This is a genomic window from Ruegeria sp. YTSA064 (assembly GCF_059610325.1).
This window is the reverse complement of sequence record NZ_JBXWNK010000015.1, coordinates 15,284-34,216: the sequence shown is the minus strand read 5'-3', so window position 1 is coordinate 34,216 and position 18,933 is coordinate 15,284. Positions and strand designations below refer to the sequence as shown.

The window sequence follows — 18,933 nt, the reverse complement described above, 5'->3', positions numbered from 1 at the left end:
CGAGATTGATGCGAAAGAAAAAGACAACAAATCTTCTGACCGAAGTGGAACTTGAGTTCATGAACGAACTCTGGGCGCTTGGTCAGGGCACGGTCCGTGAAGTCCTTGATCGCCTGCCACCTGATCGCAATCTGGCCTACACTTCCGGAGCCACAATTTTGCGGATCCTTGATGAGAAGGGCTTTGTCGAAAGCGAGAAGAACGGCAAGTCGCTGATCTACAGACCCCTTCTCGAGAAGGACAGGTATCAGTCGCGGTCGTTGCAGAATCTGTCCCGGACCCTGTTTGACGACACGCCCGCAACTCTGGTTGCAAGGCTGGTCGACGATGAGGGCCTGACAGAAGATGACCTAGAGGAGATTCGAGCACTGGTAGAGAGGAGACTGCAAAATGACAGCGGTTAAACCGGTTCTCGATGCGTTTCTCGAGTTCAACGTTGTGCTTGGATTATCGGCGCTGATCTGGCTGGCCGTGCGTGGGGGCCTTGCGTTGACGCCCATGAGGTACAGCTTTGTTGCTCAGCTTCGTTCGCTCAAGATACTTTGCATCGGCGTTATGCTCAGCCCGGTTCTGGCGATCGGTGTTTCGGGCTTTGTCGCTCAGGTGTGGCCCGGACGTGTTGTCGCGCTGGGGGATATCGCAGTGGCGGCCTATTTGCGCGGCGAAATCGCCATGCCCGCTGCGCAGTTCGAAACCCTTTTGAATACGCGCGAACGCTGGCTCGACTATGTCTTGTCAGGCGGCTCTGTTTTCGTAACTTGCGCGCTGACTACGCTGGTTCTTCTATCAATTGTTCTGGCAATTCGGGTTGTCCGCAACGCGCTCACAATTCGCAAGGCCGTAAGCTCCAGCTTTCTTTGGCGACAATCGGCGAAGGTGGACATTCGCCTTTCAGATCGCGTAACTGTGCCTTTTGCAGTGCGCGGCCTTCGTCGCCGTCACGTCGTTTTGCCCAGCCATTTGCTAAACTCGCCACGCGATTTGCGCTTTGCCCTGGCACATGAATTCCAGCACATCCGCGCGCTGGACGTGGAATGGGAACTGGGTTTCGAGCTTATGCGCCCTCTGCTGTTTTGGAACCCGGCCTATCTGGCCATGAAACATCAGTTTGATCGGCTTCGCGAATTGGCCTGCGACCAGTCTGTCGTCTCGCGCAAAGGCATTGACGCGACCGACTATACCGCCTGTCTACTGGAATACTGCACACGATCTATTAAGCTGAAGAACCCTCGCATTCTTCGTGTGGCCCTGGTTAACGGGCCGAAAGCAAAGCATGTTCTGCGCCAGCGTGTGATCGCCCTGACCGATGCGCCCGTAACGACCACACAATTGTCAACAAACTTCTTTGGGCTGACGCTTTCTCTGGTTGTTGTGATTGCCATTGGGTCGGCCTCGGTTCGTCAAACCCAGGATTGGAGCCATGATCGTCTTATGCTTTCGACAGTTGTAAATCTGGAACGGCTGGAAGCTCGGAATCAGGGAAATTGAAAGGCCGAATTTTAAGTCCGGCGTGGATTGGAAAATCGGCCTCACGGGTTTGCTAGCAAGCTGGTCGCGGATTCGGCGCTACGATGCTGCTGGTTTTCAATGAGACCGGGTTCAATGTGCCGCTATCACCGGCTCTAATGCGGGCGCCCGTGTTGCTTGACATCGATTGTCCGAGAACGATTTGATAGCAGCCGATGGCGGCTCCAACCTGCTGCAACGCAGCATCGCAACCCGCAGATGAAGGTCAGCCATAGGCCGCCTTGCGCAGACCAATGGCAGCAATCATAGCTTCGCAGTCACTCATTCAAGATGCAGCATCTAGAACTATGGACTCGCTGCCGACATCGGGGTGAGAGCAGCATTCGATATCAACCAACTTACAGCTCCGATGAAGACGGACCATGGCGGACTCTGAAATCACCATCCGATGCAGCATCGCAGCTTCCCCAAAGCGGACATTGCGCCACGCTGAGCCAGACTCGGGCCCATTGTTTCGCAATGCGCTGCTCTGAAGCCAATGGCACTAAGCCTCGCGAAACAGTCCGAGATGGATGTGAAAAGCTGCTACGTTTAGCTGACCTCAAAACCACAGGCTCCAGGCGCAGGAATGTTAACAGCAATCATAAATGGCAACCAAAGTAGACCGATCCCTAGGATTGTAAGGCAATGCTCATTTTGCAAATCTGAAATGATTCCGCGTTCTGGCGAGGTTAGGGTTCATCATTGGGCGCATAAATGCAAAGTGGAATGTGATCCTTGGTGGGAACCAGAAACTGATTGGAATCGGAACTGGAAAAATGAGTTTCCACTCTGTTGGCAAGAACAAGTGTTTACTGATCAAGATACTGGTGAGAGGCACATTGCCGACGTCTACACGCTGGCAGGCCTCACTTTGGAGATTTAACATTCCCATCTCGATCCCAAAGAGCGTCGAGCCTGCGGGGATTTTTGTAAAAACATGCTTTGGGTGGTTGATGGGTCTAGGCTTAAAGGCGACAGGAAAAAAATCCTAGGTTGGCGGAACGCGCTCACGGAGATTGTTCAAGGCAGCAAGCGAACAAATCTGTTCTTACTTAGCGATGCCAATGAGCTTTTTCCACGCGATTGATTGCAAGGCCCGGTTCCAATATGTTTTGACTACTTGGGCCCAAATGCCGAAACTGAGACTGCACCGACGCTACTATTTCTCTTGTATCCTGGTACAGTGCATGGTGGCCGTTTGGTAGAACCCCTGCCGCGCGACGGCTTGCTGCGAGCAATCTATTCTGTACGTGTACACATGCCCGCTGTTCGCGGGATCTTGCAAAATGTGTCACGACTGAGACCTTCGAGAAAGCGGAGCTAGCAGCGCCTGACTGAAACGGATAGTTCGCCACCATTCGGCCCAAACCGGCCATTGAACAAGTGTCATGTATTCTGCAGTGCAGCTGATTGATGCAGGCCTTAGCTGCACCGGCATACCGCACTCCAAAATCATTCCATGTGATTCAAACCTGACCAGGAAGCCATAGGACGATAGCAGGGAAGGCAACGAGCATCGCGATGGTTGCAGCATCCGCCAGAAAGAAAGGCGTTACACCTTTAAAAACATCCTGAACACTTAGGTCATCACGAACGCCGGCCACGACAAAGCAATTCAGCCCAATAGGTGGGGTGATCAGGCAAAACTCGGCCATTTTGACAACCAGAATGCCAAACCAGATGGCACACATAGGTCCGGACATACCGAAGGTACTTTCGGCTGCACTTACGGCTTCACCTCCGTTCAACGCCATGACGGCGGGGTAAACTACCGGCAACGTCAGCAGCAGCATACCTATCGCATCCATGAACATGCCCAGTACAGCGTAAGCCAGAAGAATACAGATCAGGATCAGCATCGGAGACATCTCAAGCGAGGTGATCCAGTCGGAGAATGCACTTGGCAGTTCGGCGAAACCGAGAAAACGAACGTAAACCAAAACGCCCCAGATGATCGTGAAAATCATGACGCTCAGCTTGGCGGTTTCCAAAAGCGCGTCTTTGAGTTCGGACCAGCGCATGCCCTGATACAGCGCCATCAGGAACACCACAAATGCTCCAATTGCGCCACCTTCGGTTGGCGTACCCCAGGCATCGCCGCCGAACGGGTTGTAAACAAAGAATATGATGGTGACGACGACAATCACGATGGGCAATGCGGGCGGCAACGAGAGGAAACGTTCTTTCCATGTAAATCCGGTGACTGCGGGGCCAAATCCTTTGATCACAACGGCCATGCCAATGATCAGCAAGCCGTAAATTACTGCCGAGAACATGCCCGGGATGAATCCCGCCAACAGCAGTTTGCCCACGTCCTGCTCGACGATAATCGCGTAGATGACCAGAATGGCCGAAGGCGGGATGAGCGAGGCGAGCGTACCGCCTGCAGCAACGACACCTGCAGCAAAACGCTTGTCGTAGCCTATCTTCAGCATCTCGGGGATGGCGATACGGGCGAACACGGCGGAAGTGGCGACCGAGGCCCCAGATACCGCCGCAAACCCAGCGGTTGCGAAAACGGTCGAAACCGCCAGCCCGCCCGGGACCCATGCGAGCCAACGCTTCGCGGCTTCGAACAGTGCTTTGGTCAGGCCCGCGTAATAGGCGAGGTAGCCAATCAGGATGAAAGTCGGGATAAGGCTCAACGCTTGGCTTGAAATCTTGGAGTGCGGAACCTGCCCCGCTGTTTTGACAGCCACAGTCACAGCCTTGCCGAACCGCGCCGGGTCGTACCCAAACTTGGCCCAGAAGATCCAGATCAGGCCAATCATGCCAGCTGTCGCGGCGGCAAAGGCCACGCGCATCCCCAGCACCACAAGAACAAGCATACCGCCCGAGACAATCAGACCAATATCAATGGGTTCCATCAGATTTAACCTCAGTTGTCGTGGCCCGAGACGTGCTCGGCTTCCATTGCAGCTTGAGTGGCTGCATCGGCTATCAGTGGGACGGCAATAGGTGCCTGATCGGGGTGCCGGATCGCGCGCCCATAGGCCCAGAGCTGTAGGACAAGCCTTAGGCAAAGCACGCTAAAGGCGACGGGGGCCAATAGCTTTGCGGGCCACAACGGGATACCTATGTCGATCGAGCTGTCGCGGCTCCAGAGTGGAGCACCAAAGTCAAAGCTGCGTGCGAAATGTGCCCAGCTCCCCCAGATCAGCAAGACGATGAGCGCCAGAATGACAGCGGTTGTGACGAACTCAACGATATAGAGCGTCCGGCCTCTAAGCGCTCCAACAACCATGTCCATTCGGATATGACCGCCATCACGCTGCGCATAGGAAATTCCCATGAAGGCGATTAACGGCATGGCTTGCTCGATCCAGTCCACGTAACCAGGAAGTGGCGCATTGGCGAAATTCCGACCACCAACAGAGACTACGGCCATGACCATCAGCGAGAAAACTGCAAGACCGCTGATCAGAGCCAGAAGGCGCTCCAGTTTGTAGAGATGTTGATCGAGGATGCTGAGACGGCTGTCGTCGGACAGCACCTGGGATGACCCGGCCATCTTTGTACTCCGCTGTCAGGAAAGAAAGAACCCGACGCCAATCAAGCTGACGCCGGGCAGTGAGTGGATTAGCTGCCGTTTGCGATCTTGCCAGTCACAAGGTCATAAAGCTCTTGTGCTGGCAGGCCGCGCTCGGTGTTTTCTACGATCCAGGCCTCGGCCGCGGGGGCGGCAGCGGCTTCTTTGAACGCTGCGATTTCTTCATCGCTGAAAGTGACCCGTTCGATGCCGCGTTGATCCAGCTCAGGGCCCCACGCTTCCATCGTTTTAGTCTGGTAGTGGCTCACGTAGTGATCCAGTGCCTCTTCCACCGATCCCAGCAGAGCTTCGCGGTGTTCGTCAGACAGATCTTCCAGTGCCAGTGTGTTCACCACGACGGGGCAGTTGACGGTGCCGGGGTTGAGGTTCGTCGTCCACCACGTGCCATTCTCAATGGTGCCGAATGACATATGAGCGTGTGGCGCAAAGCTGACCGCTTTGACGATGCCGCTGTCCATTGCCTGACGCACTTCGGATGCAGACATCGAGGTCGGAACCGCTCCAACCGTCTCCATCGCCTTGCCGATGCCACCTGTCGCCCGAACGCTCAGACCTTCAAAATCGGTTAGGGATTTGGGTGCTTCCCCGACACCAACAAGGTTGTACTGCGGTAGCGGCGACGGCATCAGCAGAGTCGCGTCCCAGCGGGCCAGATCCTCGACAACAGCCGGGTGTTGATAGACGGCCATCGACAGGTCGACTTCCTGTTCAAGGGATGTCACGCCCAAAAACGGCAGTTCCAGGACAGTAATCGAGGGGTTCTTGTCGCGGTGGTAGCCAGCGCAGAACTGGGCCATTTCAAACGCACCAATCGAAATCCCATCGAGGTTTTCTTTGTTCTTCGACAGGCCACCATAGCTGATGTTGAGTGTGAACTCACCGCCCGTTTTTTCGTTCACCAGTTCGGCGAGTTTCTCGACGTGTTCGGTAAAGGCACGACGCTTGCCCCAAAGGGAAACGTTCCATTCGACAGCCAGTGCTTCGGATGCAACGGTCAGCGACAGGGCCGCAATGGCCGCCCGGTTCAGATGTTTGCGCATAATGGCTCCTCCCAGATCACGCAATTCGCTTGGGTGGAGTATTCAGGATGCGCGGCAGCCTGCCTATGAAGGAAAATGCGCGTGGAATATCGACTTCCCTGCGGATATCCGCAGAGTGGTTTCGCTTACAACAGCGCCTCTTTATCGAGACCGAGTTTGACGATCTTTTCGTTGAGCGTCCGACGGCCAATCCCAAGCGCTTCAGCGGCGGCATCCATGCGGCCTTTATGCGCCTTGATGGCCTTGCCGATGAGCTCGCGTTCAAACGCAGCAACCGCTTCGCGCAGCGTATCCGGTACTTCGTCAAATTGCTGATCGCTTTGGATAGCCTGCGCCACCGACCCGCCCCCGCGTCGGGCCGCTAAAATGCGTCGTTCGCAGACATGGCGCAATTCACGCACATTGCCGGGCCAGTCATGGGCAAGCAGAGCGGCCAAATCGTCCTGATCGAGTTCTGGCGCGTCTATCTCATAAACCTGCGCGTATTCGTTCAAGAAATGCGTTGCCAACAGAACCATATCATCCCGTCTTTGACGTAGCGGAGGTAAAGACAGGACGACAGTATTCAATCGAAACAAAAGATCCTGACGCAGTCGACCTTCCTCGGCTGCAAGTACAACGTCTTCGTTGGTTGCTGATACGACCCTGAAGCTTACTGGCACTGGCGACACAGCCCCCATTGGCAGCACCTGCTGATCCTCGATGACCCTTAGTAGCTTGGCCTGCGCCGCCGGTGGGCATGAGCAGATTTCGTCCAGAAACAAGGTCCCGCCTGATGCCGCCACAAGCCTTCCGTCGGATTCACCCGCGACGCCGAACATTTCCACTTCGAACGTATCGGCCGACAATGCGGCGCAATTAAGCGCCAAGAACGGAGCCTCCGGCGAGCGGCCCAAATCATGTAAAGCATGGGCAACTAGCTCTTTCCCGGTGCCCGTATCCCCCTGCAACAATACCGCAACCGAGGTATCAGCAAGATCAAGTACTTCTTGTCGCAAGTCTGTAATGGCGTCTGTTTGGCCCAGCAGGATGCTGTCAAGGCCTGACAGTTTGAACAGCCGGTCTTTGAGGCGGGCATTGCTTCTTCGCATTCGGTTTTGTTCAGCTGCGTGCCTCAGCACCGTAAGCAATCGCCGTGGTTCATATGGCTTTTCGATGAACCCGTACGCCCCGTCCTGTATGGCCTGAACCGCCATCGGGATGTCACCATGTGCCGAAATCAATACCACCGGAGGCGCCACCTGTCTGTCCAAACTGGCCAGTAATTCAAGCCCCGACATACCCGGCATACGCACATCGGACAGAATAACATCGGGCGACGCGCTGGCCAGATACTCCATCACTTGGGTCGCGCGCGACAGGGCGCTAACAATCCAGCCAGCGGCTTCGAGCAACTCGATAAGAGATTGTCGCATCGATTTGTCATCATCAACGACCAGAATTTTGAAGGGTTGCTGCTGAGTCATTCGTCCGTTTCTTCCGTAATTGGGGCAATCGGGAAGGTGACACGAAAAATTGTTCCGCCGTCGTTACGATTTCGGGCCGTCATTGTGCCGTCGTGATCTTTGACAATGCTGGTGGAGATAGCCAGTCCCAAGCCCATGCCTCTCCCGCTCTCTCTTGTGGTTACAAATGGCTCTTGCAACTCAACCAGCGTTGCTTCGCCCAATCCGTGACCGTTGTCTTGAATTTCCAACACGACCTCATCATCAGAAGCCATGACAGCGATATGGATTTCAGGCCCATCCGCTTCATCCGTAGCATCTATGGCATTACGCAAAAGATTAGTGATGACCTGTTCGATCCGCAGAGCACTGCCCCGGATAATGGCCGGACCAGTCGACGCATCAATTGAGATTTTCACCTTGCCCTGCTCGATGTTTGGCGCAACCAAAGCCAACGCGGCGTCAACCGAAGTGCATAAGTCTACGTCGTCGAACGCTTCACTCTCTGACCGTGCAAAAAACCGTAATTGGCGCGTGATCCCTTCCATCCTGTCCACGAGGCTTCCAATTTTTTGCGGTAGCTTGGACTCACCGGAAGATGAGATCTCATCTGCCACCAGGTGATTGCGCATCGCTGCGATCGGCTGGCCCAGTTCATGCGTGACCGACGCGGATAATTGCCCCAGAGCCGCCAATCGGCTTGCGCGTTCCAACTCGCTTTGTGTGCGTTTGAGGCTCCGCTCGGCTGTCTTGCGGTCGTCGATTTCGATAGCGAGCCTTTCATTTGCCTCCCGCAGCTTTGCTTCTTCTTCTTCGGACCGCTCCAAGGCCGCGCTTACGCGCCTCGCGCGTTGTATTTGGAAAAAGATAAATGCGAGCCCCGCCAAAAGGACAAAGATTGCGGTTACAAGCCAACTACGTGCTACGGCCTGATCGTCACTTGCAAAATAATGAAGCGACCAGCCATCGGGCAAATCCGTTGCTGCAAGGTGCAGGCGCTTCGTCCCAGCAATTCTGGCCTGATCTCCCGGCAACTCAACCCAATCCAACGCATCTAAGTCTTGCCCCGGAAACTGCCTGGCATCCCGAATCCGCTCTTGCTGAGGTTCTGACAATGGCGTCAACGCGCGATATCGCCAATCCGAGTTCGAAGAAAGCAGAACGACGCCGTCTTCATTGGCCAAAAGAACCTGTTCACCCGAGTTTTTCCAACTATCCTGAAGATTAGAGAAATCGATCTTAATCGCTATGACGCCAGTTGAAGCTCCCTCGTCGTCAAGCACTGCGTTGGCGATGAAGTAGCCTGGCAGACCAGTCGTTGCCCCGATGGCATAGAAGCGGCCCTGTTTTCCAGAAATGGCAGTTTGGAAATACGGGCGGAAAGCGTAGTTCTGGCCAACAAAGCTCCCAGTGTCGCGATAATTCGATGAGGAAATCGTGATCCCGTCTTCGTCCATCAGGTAGATCGCATCCAGCCCCGCCTGCGCCGCAAAATCCTCGAGGCGTCGGTTTAAAGTTCCGGTGCCATCCCCTTCGGCTGTTCCAATTACAAAGGAATCCTGTGACAGCACATATGTGAGGTGGGAAAATCGCTCGAGTTCGCTGTTCACCGAGCTTTGGTAAAGAGAGAGCCGGCCCTGAGCTTTCGAAAGCTCCTCCGAAACGAAGTACTGGTAAGAAACCAAATAAAGGCCAATGCTGGCGGCAATGGCTATCAAAATACCTACAATATACGAAGCTGATCGCATTGAATGCCCATGAACTGCGACGGCATAGGATCACAGTAGGTATTAGCCGTCCATCCCAAGAGTTCTAAACTGACATTTGGATGTTTTGGCCGAACAAGAATGACCGAGTAATTTGAGAACGCGAAGCAATGAACGAACATGCCGAAACAACTATTTGCATTCCGCAAGCAGATTCGGCCCAAAGGAGACATCTAGCACAGTATCGCAATTCTGCGGACGCAGCCCGCTTTTCTGACATTCGCTGCAAATGCAAAATCTCGACGTCTGCGAGTTCACAGGATGCGGACGAAGTTGCCATTCAGTTGTGAATTGCGAATGTCCGCTTGTGGGAAAACTCTGAAAGATGCAATTTTAGCCAACAGAAACAGAAATGCAGGGAACAGGATTGTCACCTATTGACGCTGTACGTACGCCAGACGACCGTTTTCTAAACCTGCCTGATTTCGTCTGGCGTCCTCAGTACGAAGATCAGTTGGCCGGGTATGAAGGCCTGCGGATGGCAAGAATAGACGAAGGTCCGCAGGATGCAGAGCGGGTGTTCTTGTGCCTTCATGGGCAGCCTTCATGGGGTTTTTTGTATCGGCATATGATTCCGGTCTTTCTCGAGACTAGCGCCCGAGTTGTCGTTCCTGATCTGTTCGGTTTCGGCCGGTCTGACAAACCTATCCAAGATAATTGCTACACTTTCACATTTCACAGACAGAGCTTGATCGAGTTGATTGAAACGCTCGATCTCAAAGGAATTACACTCGTTGTACAGGATTGGGGTGGGCTTCTTGGTCTTACAATTCCACCAGACATGCCTGATCGCTTCAATCGGCTATTGGTTATGAACACGGTTCTTGGCTTGGGTGGCGGTAGCAGCGAAGGGTTCGATGCATGGAGGGATTTCCACCGAACCCACCCGGACTATGACGTGGCCGCATTGTTTCAAAAATACGTGCCCGGCATGAGTGATGAAGTTGCGGCCGCTTACGCCGCCCCGTTCCCGGACGCGCGTTATCGGGGCGGCGTACGGAAGTTCCCGTCGCTGGTGATGACCGAACCCGACATGGAGGGCGTTGATGTGTCACGACGTGCAGCGGCATGGTGGAAAACTGACTGGTCTGGCGACAGCTTCATGGCGATAGGAGAAGCAGATGTTCTGATCCCGCCGAGGCTGATGAAACGCATGCACGAAATATTGGGCGTAGTTCGCCCACCTCTGATGTTGCCAGACGCAGGACACTTCGTTCAGGAGACCAACGGCGAACAAGTTGCTCGCGCGTGCTTGTCTGCATGGGAAGATGTAGGGCATCCCATATAGCCTTAATGGTTTAGAAATCGGACCTTCCTGCAGACCGCAGCATCAGTTACTTCTGGGCTCGCTACCGACCTCTGTGCCATTGCAGCAAAGCCCGCTGCCCCGCCAATAACTGATCACGAGGACGGCCCAGCTGCTACTGGCCAAAGGCCTACTCCGCTGCGGTGCAGCCCGCCAAAGCCACCATTCGCTTCAGTTGCATGAGTTGATAAAAGACGGAAGTCGGAAACGCGGGACAGACCGGCCATTGTTCAAACGACCGCTTTATGGGACCTGAGTTCAGAACGACAGTTGAAGAGAGCAGAGCAATGTCAGCACAAAAGGCTATCGGGCGTGCATCCTTTCAAACGCGTCGACGGTAGCAATTGAGGTTCAAAGGAACCCACAATCGCTGCCGAGGCGTCGAGCTTCAATTATCCCTAACGCCCCAGCACGTTCGAATTGTGACACTACGGTGGCAACGAAACGATGGGCCTATGCAAAGTGGGTGGACGCAACGGCTCGGCGTGTTGCCTCGACGATCCGGTCGGCCTCGTTGCGCGTGAGGCATAGTGGAGGGGCGAAGCCCAGTATGTCGCCTTGCGGCATGGTTCTTGCGATGATGCCTTCCCCCAAGAGCGCTCCGGCGACCTTTGCACCGATGCCTTTGCTGGGCTCGAATAATGCCTGCGATGCAGGATCACGCGCAAATTCGACAGCGCAGAGCATACCCAAGCCGCGAATTTCAACGACGTTTGGATGGTTACCTAATGCTTTTTGCATCTCGGCATTCAGATAGGCGCCGGTGGTACCTGCGTTACTTACGAGATCCAGCGTGTCGATCAGCTGCAGATTGGCAATACCGGCGGCGGCCCCGATGGGATGGGCGGAGTATGTCGATCCTTGACCGATGGGGCCGTTTCATCTGTCCCCTGTTCCAGAACAGACCACATCTTTTCGGACACGATCGAACCGGATAACGGCGCATAGGCCGAAGTCAGGCCTTTGGCGATTGTGATGATGTCCGGCTGCAATCCATAATGCGTCGAGCCGAACATGCTGCCGAGCCGCCCGAAGCCGGTGACCACCTCGTCCGCGATCAGCAGAATATCGTATTTGTTCAAAACCTCCTGAATGGCTGCCCAATACCCATCAGGCGGCGGGACGATCCCGCCGGTTCTAAGGATGGATTCGCCTATGAACGCAGCAATCGTGTCGGGCCCTTCGGCGAGGATCAGGTCTTCGAGACGCGCGGCGCACCAGCCGGAAAATTCCTGTTCGCTCATGCCGGCCTCGTGTCGGTGCAGGTATTATGGTGCTTCGGTGTGAATAACCTGAGCAAGCGGCAGGTCGAATTTCTTGTGGAAGAGTTCTAACCCGGTGAGTGATCCGGTCATTAGGCCTGATCCGTGATAACCCCGCCACCGGCTGATGATCTTCTTCCTTTCAGGGCGGCCGAGGATGTTGTTGTAGTACCAGACGAGCTTGATGTTGGTCTCATTCGCGTCGAACCCGCCCAGTCCGAAATATACCTTGGACATATGATCCGGCGCGCGATCCAGGATCATCTTGGCAAGCGTGATAGTAGGCCAGTTCCTTGGCTTGCTCGGCAATCGCATCAGCGATTTCCTGACACCCATAGCTAACATTGACGCAATATAGCCCGGCAAACGCGTCAAGTAGTCGTTTGCCATCCCGGTCTTCGATATACACGCCTTTTCCGCCTGTGATGACACGAGACGGCGTCTCGCCATGTGCATGGTTGGCCAGATGCGTTGAATGGTGGAAGAAATTTTCGCGATCCCATGCGGCCAGTTGATCATTTGTCAGCATTGTTTTGTTCCTCGCCTTTGTCACGCTCAGTCGCGGCAGATATATTTGCTTTCTGTGAACGCCTCGAGCCCTTGTCTTGCGTCTTCGCGCCCAAGCCCAGACTGTTTGACGCCGCCGAAAGGGATCGGCGCGCCGGTAATTTTTGTCCGGCTCACGGCGACCATGCCGAATTGCAAGGCCCGGCTGGTTCGATAAATGCGGCGTGGGTCCTGAGTGTGGACATACGCGACCAGCCAGTATTCCGTCGCATTTGCGATCTCAACGGCCTCGTCCTCAGTATCGAAGGGCGCAATCGCTGCCACAGGGCCAAACGTCTCTTCGTGAAAGATCTTTGCGCTTGTCGGCACATCGCTGAGGACAGTGGCCTCAAAGAACAGAGGGCCTTTGTCCGATATCTGCCCTCCGAGTAAACAGTTTGCGCCATGCGCGACTGCGTCTTCAACCTGTTCGATCTGCTTAGCGACTGCTGCCGCGTTTATCAGCGGCCCGAGGTCTGGATCGTTAATCTATGGTTTCGCAAAGCTCTACTACGTCGAAGCTGGCAACGGATTTCTGTGTTGGACTTTCGACCAGATTGTCTCTGCGCGCCGCGCTAACAAGTTTGACGGCGGCACAAATCAGGCGCCCGTTGCAAATCTTGTACGCAAGCATTTTCATGACCGTCTTTCAAAGATCGCAGATGCGATAAGGTCGGAAGAACCCGAAGTGGCTCGCTCAGAAGTAGAGAGCTTTTTGGTCGGCATGGCCGCATCATCGGCTCTATGAACACAACGGGTTTGAAGGTTTCCAAAGAACATTTTGATGGGGTGAACGCCTGACAAAAACAATTACCAACTGACAAGCCAGTTAATTGAATAGGTCGTAGCGGCCGATACTTCGAGAGTCGTAAATTTTACCTAGTGGTAGTCGATGTACGTATGTCCGCTTTCGCGATGGTTAACAATGCCGTTCGCACCCGCAGCGAACGACTGGTACTCTGATCGTTCCAAAAATTTGCAACACAACCCTATGAACCGCAGGAAAGGTGGTTAATCGGATCAGGAATAGGAACAAAGTTTCGAAGTCGTGAGCTTGGCTTTGACCAAGGCTTCGGCAAAGGTAACGGCACAGGCCACTCCATCGACAACGGGCAGATTGAATTCTTCCGAAAGATGCGACATGAGGTCGGTCATCCCCGCGCAGCCCAACACAATGGCCTCAGCCCGATCTTCCTCGATGGCAGCGCGAATTTCGACCCGTATCTTGTCGATTGTCGCCGGATCGTTTTCCTCGAGCTTCAGAACCGGAACATCCGATGCCCGAACTCGAACGCAGCGACGATCCAGACCGTATCGCAACAAGTTGGCCTCCAGCCCTGCTAAAGACCGGGACAATGTGGTGATGACACTGAACTTTGGACTGATCATGGATGCCGCATGGTAGGCCGCTTCCCCAACACCGATGACTGGCGCCGAAGTGACGCAGCGCACGGCGTCGACCCCAGTATCGTCGAAACAGGCCACAACAATTGCATCTGCGTCCGGATGCGCGTTCACAACCTCCAGCAGTCCGGGAACGCAGGTAGAGACATCCAGATAGCCCTGTATGCTGGCGGGACCGTTTTGGGACGTGGCAGCGATAATCATGGTTTCAGGATGCGCAGCCGCCCGCGCTGCCTCTTTTATCTTTCGCGTCATGGAACTGGTAGTGTTGGGATTGACGACTAGAAGTTTCACAACATCCTCACACTTCTCCGCCCAGGTAGGCAGCTTTTATCCGCGGATCGGTCAAAAGTTCCTTGGAGTTTCCTGAAATGACCACATTTCCTGTCGTTAGCGCATAGGCGCGGTGTGAGATCGACAGCGCCATGCGCGAGTTCTGCTCGACTAGCAGCACCGACACTCCTTCGTCCCGGTTGATCGCCACTATTGAGCGGGCAATGTCTTGAACCAACTTGGGCGCGATGCCCAGCGAAGGTTCATCCAGCAGCAGTAGTCGAGGTTTCGCCATCAAGGCGCGCCCAATCACCATCATCTGCTGTTCGCCGCCCGAGAGTGTACCAGCGGACTGGCTATAGCGTTCTCTCAGACGCGGAAACCGTTCCAGAACGGAATCCAAGGTGCGGTGCACATCCGCTTTATTTGAACGGGTGAATGCACCCATCAGCAGGTTGTCTTTGACCGTCATATAAGGAAAGACCCGCCGCCCCTCTGGCACCATCGCAATGCCTTTCGAGACTATCTCAGCCGGGTTGGTTCCTGCGATATCTTCGCCCTCGAACGCAACCGAACCGGACTTGATCTTCGCCAGCCCAGTGATCGCCCGCAGGATGGAGCTTTTGCCCGCACCATTGGCACCGATAAGGGCGACGGTTTCACCTTGCTCAAGATCAATCGACACGCCCTTCAGCGCATAGACGTGATCGTAGTAAAGCTCGACATCCTTGAATTCCAACATCTTGCTCATGGCTCAGATCCCGATCTCGTCATCGGCGCTGCCCAGATAGGCTTCGATGACCTTTTCGTTGTTCTGGATTTCCGCTGGGGTGCCTTCGGCGATCATTTCGCCGAAATTCAGCACAACAATCCGGTCCGAGATGTTCATCACTGCGGGCATGTCATGTTCCACTAACAGCACTGTGACACCCCGGTCGTCGCGCACCTTGCGGACCAGATTGACCATTTTCATGGTCTCGTCGTGGTTCATACCCGCAAAAGGCTCATCCAGCAGCAGGACCTTGGGATCAGTGGCCAGACCGATGGCGATCCCCAGCGCGCGCAGATTGCCCTGCGGCAGGTTCGAGGCCTGCTCGTTAGCGATCTCGGTCATGCCGAGGAATTCGATCAGGTCATCGGCATACTGGCCAAAACTGTCGACGTCTTCATGTGCCGTTTTCGTGCCCCAGAAATACCCGGCCAGCGAGGCACGCGCACGCAGGTGCTGAGCGACGATGATGCTTTCGCGCACGGTCATTGACTTGAAGATCGTGGTTTCCTGAAAGGTACGGACCACCCCCTTGCGCGCCACCACATGCGGTTTCAGGTTCGAAATCCTCTCACCTTTGAACAGCACTTCTCCGGCGGTCGTCGGCAGAAACGACGAGATCATCTTGAACAATGTGCTCTTTCCAGCACCGTTCGGTCCAATCACCGACAGGATCTCGTTTTCATTGACGTTGAATGAGATATCGCTGTTGGCGGTCAACCCGCCGAATTTTTTGGTGACGTGGCGGACTTCCAGAAGATGGCTCATTTGTCATCTCCTTTCTTGCCCGGCAGCCGCAGGCTAAGCAGCCCGTTCGGCAGGAACAGCATCAGAATGATCAGCAGGCTGGAATAGGCCAGCAGTTGGAAGCGCCCCAACTCAAACAACAGATCCCATCCAAAATACAGAACCAGTGTGCCCAACATCGGGCCAAACACATAGCCCAGACCACCGAGGAAGCAGTTCAGCATGAAGTTCACACTGTCAGCGACCTGAAAGCTGGACGGATAGACCGATTGTGCAATCGATCCGAACATGGCTCCGCCAATGCCGCCCAGAAAGGAGGAAATAGCAAAGATGATGATGCGGATATATGAGATATTCACGCCAATGGAGCTGGCCAGTTCCTCGTTCTGCTGCATCGACCGGCACAGGTGGCCGAGGCGCGAATTCACCAGCCGGTACATGGCGGCAAAGGTCAGCACCATCAGCACACAGGCCGAGTAGTAGAAGGCCAGCCGTGGATTCTCGAGCGTCGCGAAATCCGGGATCAGGGTAAGACCCAGGATCGACACGCCACCCGGCAGCGGGATCGAGGTGATCCCCTTGGCCCCATTGGTGATTGGTAAGGCTAGCGCGGTCAGGGTGACAACCTGCGTCAGTACCAGCGAGATCATCGCAAAGTACACCCCCCGCAGCCGCAGGATCGGTAAGCCAATCAACACGGCGACCCCTGCCGCAAACAGACCCGCGAGCGGCAGAGACAACCAAAAGGACATGCCAGCCTTCGTCACAAGAATGGCCGAGACATAAGCTCCGATCAGGGCAAAAGCGCCTTGCCCGATATTGATGCGGCCGATATAGAAAGTCAGCCAGACACCGGCACTGGCAATCGAAAGCAGCGCAACCGAGGTCAGCGTATAGTAAAGGTCAGACCGCCCGGACGCCGCGATAAAGCCGGGAACCGCGACGAAGATGGCCAGTAGGAAAAACGCCAAACCGGCCCATTGGATCGTGGAAAGTTTCGGCACAGTGTTAACCCCACGGTTTGCCCATCAAGCCCTGCGGGCGGATGGCCAGGAAAATCATCAGTGAAACGAAGATCAGTAGATATGTGATATCGCCGTATTGCGACAGAACCGCCAAACCGATGGCTTCCATAAAGCCAAGGATGATCCCTCCGGCGATCGCGCCAGAAATCACACCTGCACCGCCGATCATTACCATCATGAAGGCTTTGATCGAGGTCGGCCCGCCCATGCCCAGATTGACGCCTGTGATGGTCACCAGCAGGCCGCCGACCAGACCAGCCAGCATCGCACCCAGGGCAAACCCGATCATAGAGTACCGGGCAACATTCACGCCCATAAGCTGGGCCGCGGTTCTGTCCTGCGCCAGCGCACGCAAGGCGCGGCCGGTTTTGGAATATTGCATGAACAGAATGAAGGTGACGATTGAGAGAATGGCCAGCACGCAGATCAGGATCCGATCATAAGGCATGATCAGCCTGAAATCCCAGTTGAAGACACCGTCGACAATCTTGGGCACGCCACGCTGTTTTTCTCCGAAGACAAGCAGGATGACCGCGTCAAACAGAAACGCCAGTCCCGCCGCCAGCAGCATTGTGCTTTCTTCGCGCGACGATCGTCGTATCACTGGCGCAAACAAGAACCGTTCGATGAGTGCGCCAAGTACTGCCAGGGTGATACAAGACGCAAGCAACGCCAGGATGAATGGCCAACCAAGCTGCCCGTAAAAGGTGTAAGTGACGAAGCCGCCGAGAACGTACATCTGTCCGTGAGCAAAATTCAGTACGTTCATCAGGGCGAAGATCAGCGTCAGTCCTAAGGCGATCATCGCATATTGCGCGCCCAGATAGATGCCATTTGCTAGTATCTGTTCCATTGGAGTCCCGCGTAAGGTTCGGGTATCCCGGGCTGATCATCAGCCCGGGAGAGATTGAGGCTCGTTAGACGATTGCCTTGGTTGGGAGTATTGCCTCAGTCGACTTCGGCGACAAAGAGTGTTTCAAACTCTCCGTCCTGGTAGACATTTACCACCAGCGGAACCGCGATCTGACGCTTTTGCCCGAACGATGTCGTGCCGACATACCGCATCTTAGCATCGCCCTTCATGAAGGGATTTGGTGCTTCGAACGTGTCCATTGTGGTCTGGAAAGCGTTCACATCGTCGATACCTGCCGGATTGGCGTTTAGCGTCGCCAGAATATACTCTAGCGCATAGACCTTGGTATTCGACTCGTCGTTATATTCGCCGAACATGTCAGTGTAGCGCTTGACGAATTCCTTCATGTCATCCGATGCAATTTCAGGGGTTGAAGCGCCGCCCACCGAGATGAACCCGTTGGCCAGTTCACCTGCGCCTTCGCGCAAAACCGTCGCATCCTGCGCCGTCTCAGTTGAAATTATGCCCTGGAACCCAAGCTCTCGAGCCGAACGGATCAGCTGAGGGGCATTGGCCGGTGAAACACCTGACAGGACCAGCAGATCAGGTTGTGTCCGCATGACCGGCGTCAGAACTGGGGTAAAGTCCGTAGTGTCCACCTGATACGTCACATTGTCAGAGACAACTTCAAGACCCAGCGCATTGGCCGCAGCGATCCCGCCATCACGCTGGCTCAGCGGATCAGACTCGTTGGCAGCAACAAAAGCCACCGTCTTCACGCCCTTTTCGTCCTTCAGATACTTATAAATCGCTGGACCTGACTGGTAGTTTGCAACCATGCCCAGAACCGCATTCGATGCCGGCGCTGTGTAAAGCTCTTTAGGGAAAGCATATGGAAAATACATGATCCCTTTTGCTTCGGCAACTGGGCGAACGGCGGCTGCGCCGTCATCCACGTTGGGACCAACCACATAGTGGATCCCTTCCTGCGCCATTTTTTCCATGCCAGCGATCGCACGTTTGGGGTCTTTCTGATCGTCGAATGAAACGATTTCGATATCGTAAGTGGTATCGCCAATCTGGTAACCGCCGGATTCGTTAATCCAGTCTGCCCTCGCCTCCATCGATCGCTGGTTAGAGATGCCCCAAGCCGCCGCCGGACCCGAGGTAACCCCGACAAAGCCGATCTTAAGTACGGGGTTATCCGCCCAGGCAGCCGAGCCAAGCACGGATGCGGTCAAGGCCAATGCGACCGAGGATTTAATCAGTTTTCTACGTTTCATTCTTTCCTCCCTATGAGGTCTCGGCGCCTCTTCTGGGCGCTTGGCGAAGTATACAATGCGACCGGTCGAATCCCGGAATGCCTCTTGGATACTGCATTGTTAACAATCTGTGTCAACACTTTTAGTAAACGTGATTGTTGATATTGCAAACAGAA

15 protein-coding genes and 2 pseudogenes are annotated in these 18,933 nt (G+C 54.8%); 3 read left to right on the top strand and 14 right to left on the bottom strand.

The genetic code is table 11. From position 1 onward, the window contains the following. Positions 1 to 8 precede the first annotated feature (8 nt). Together AC2FI7_RS19925 and AC2FI7_RS19920 are read left to right on the top strand one after the other, a co-directional pair. The gene (locus tag AC2FI7_RS19925) at positions 9 to 404 is read left to right on the top strand and encodes a BlaI/MecI/CopY family transcriptional regulator (protein WP_010442339.1); all 396 of its coding nucleotides are present in this window, start codon (positions 9 to 11) and stop codon (positions 402 to 404) included. Then, on the top strand, positions 391 to 1,488 hold the full coding sequence (locus AC2FI7_RS19920) for a M56 family metallopeptidase (RefSeq protein WP_010442338.1): 1,098 nt from the start codon (positions 391 to 393) through the stop codon (positions 1,486 to 1,488). Before AC2FI7_RS19925 ends, AC2FI7_RS19920 begins: the two co-directional genes overlap by 14 nt. 1,487 nt (positions 1,489 to 2,975) lie before the next feature. On the opposite strand, the gene AC2FI7_RS19915 is transcribed toward AC2FI7_RS19920, so the two are convergent. The 5 genes from AC2FI7_RS19915 to AC2FI7_RS19895 all read right to left on the bottom strand — a co-directional run bounded on the left by AC2FI7_RS19915 (position 2,976) and on the right by AC2FI7_RS19895 (position 9,292). Further along, positions 2,976 to 4,376: a TRAP transporter large permease gene (locus AC2FI7_RS19915; protein ID WP_010442337.1), complete on the bottom strand. Its 1,401-nt coding sequence runs from the start codon at positions 4,374 to 4,376 to the stop codon at positions 2,976 to 2,978. A gap of 11 nt (positions 4,377 to 4,387) precedes the next feature. Further along, positions 4,388 to 5,020, bottom strand: a complete 633-nt coding sequence (locus AC2FI7_RS19910) for a TRAP transporter small permease subunit (RefSeq protein ID WP_010442336.1) — start codon at positions 5,018 to 5,020, stop codon at positions 4,388 to 4,390. Between the two features lie 68 nt (positions 5,021 to 5,088). After that, entirely contained in the window at positions 5,089 to 6,099 is a 1,011-nt protein-coding gene (gene dctP, locus AC2FI7_RS19905) for a TRAP transporter substrate-binding protein DctP (RefSeq protein WP_010442335.1), read from the bottom strand. Between the two features lie 125 nt (positions 6,100 to 6,224). Continuing rightward, on the bottom strand, positions 6,225 to 7,565 hold the full coding sequence (locus tag AC2FI7_RS19900) for a sigma-54-dependent transcriptional regulator (protein ID WP_496816616.1): 1,341 nt from the start codon (positions 7,563 to 7,565) through the stop codon (positions 6,225 to 6,227). Continuing rightward, positions 7,562 to 9,292 (bottom strand): sensor histidine kinase, encoded by a 1,731-nt coding sequence (locus AC2FI7_RS19895; protein WP_010442333.1) that lies wholly within the window; start codon positions 9,290 to 9,292, stop codon positions 7,562 to 7,564. The genes AC2FI7_RS19900 and AC2FI7_RS19895 overlap by 4 nt, the downstream gene beginning before the upstream one ends. Before the next feature lie 370 nt (positions 9,293 to 9,662). Between AC2FI7_RS19895 and AC2FI7_RS19890 the strand changes: the two genes are divergently transcribed. After that, positions 9,663 to 10,598, top strand: coding sequence for a haloalkane dehalogenase (locus tag AC2FI7_RS19890; RefSeq protein ID WP_010442332.1), 936 nt, complete (start codon positions 9,663 to 9,665; stop codon positions 10,596 to 10,598). 471 nt (positions 10,599 to 11,069) lie between these two features. On the opposite strand, the pseudogene AC2FI7_RS19885 reads toward AC2FI7_RS19890, so the two are convergent. The 9 genes and pseudogenes from AC2FI7_RS19885 to AC2FI7_RS19845 form a co-directional block, all read right to left on the bottom strand. Beyond that, a pseudogene (locus tag AC2FI7_RS19885) lies at positions 11,070 to 12,407 on the bottom strand (aminotransferase class III-fold pyridoxal phosphate-dependent enzyme). A 26-nt stretch (positions 12,408 to 12,433) separates the two neighbouring features. Beyond that, positions 12,434 to 12,913: pseudogene (locus AC2FI7_RS19880) on the bottom strand (aldehyde dehydrogenase family protein); the annotation flags it as partial. Then, entirely contained in the window at positions 12,909 to 13,064 is a 156-nt protein-coding gene (locus AC2FI7_RS19875; protein WP_238528816.1) for a hypothetical protein, read from the bottom strand. The gene AC2FI7_RS19875 and the pseudogene AC2FI7_RS19880, both read right to left, overlap by 5 nt. Before the next feature lie 380 nt (positions 13,065 to 13,444). Then, positions 13,445 to 14,122 carry an aspartate/glutamate racemase family protein gene (locus tag AC2FI7_RS19870; protein WP_010442326.1) on the bottom strand — a complete coding sequence of 226 codons (678 nt, stop codon included), beginning with the start codon at positions 14,120 to 14,122 and terminating at the stop codon, positions 13,445 to 13,447. A 7-nt stretch (positions 14,123 to 14,129) separates the two neighbouring features. After that, positions 14,130 to 14,852 carry an ABC transporter ATP-binding protein gene (locus AC2FI7_RS19865; protein WP_010442325.1) on the bottom strand — a complete coding sequence of 241 codons (723 nt, stop codon included), beginning with the start codon at positions 14,850 to 14,852 and terminating at the stop codon, positions 14,130 to 14,132. A 3-nt stretch (positions 14,853 to 14,855) separates the two neighbouring features. Then, positions 14,856 to 15,638: an ABC transporter ATP-binding protein gene (locus tag AC2FI7_RS19860; protein WP_010442324.1), complete on the bottom strand. Its 783-nt coding sequence runs from the start codon at positions 15,636 to 15,638 to the stop codon at positions 14,856 to 14,858. Beyond that, on the bottom strand, positions 15,635 to 16,621 hold the full coding sequence (locus AC2FI7_RS19855) for a branched-chain amino acid ABC transporter permease (protein ID WP_010442323.1): 987 nt from the start codon (positions 16,619 to 16,621) through the stop codon (positions 15,635 to 15,637). Before AC2FI7_RS19855 ends, AC2FI7_RS19860 begins: the two co-directional genes overlap by 4 nt. Before the next feature lie 4 nt (positions 16,622 to 16,625). Then, complete coding sequence (locus tag AC2FI7_RS19850) at positions 16,626 to 17,495, bottom strand: branched-chain amino acid ABC transporter permease (protein ID WP_010442322.1); 870 nt, start codon at positions 17,493 to 17,495, stop codon at positions 16,626 to 16,628. Positions 17,496 to 17,590: 95 nt separating this feature from the next. Then, positions 17,591 to 18,778, bottom strand: coding sequence for an ABC transporter substrate-binding protein (locus AC2FI7_RS19845; protein ID WP_010442321.1), 1,188 nt, complete (start codon positions 18,776 to 18,778; stop codon positions 17,591 to 17,593). Positions 18,779 to 18,933 lie beyond the last annotated feature (155 nt).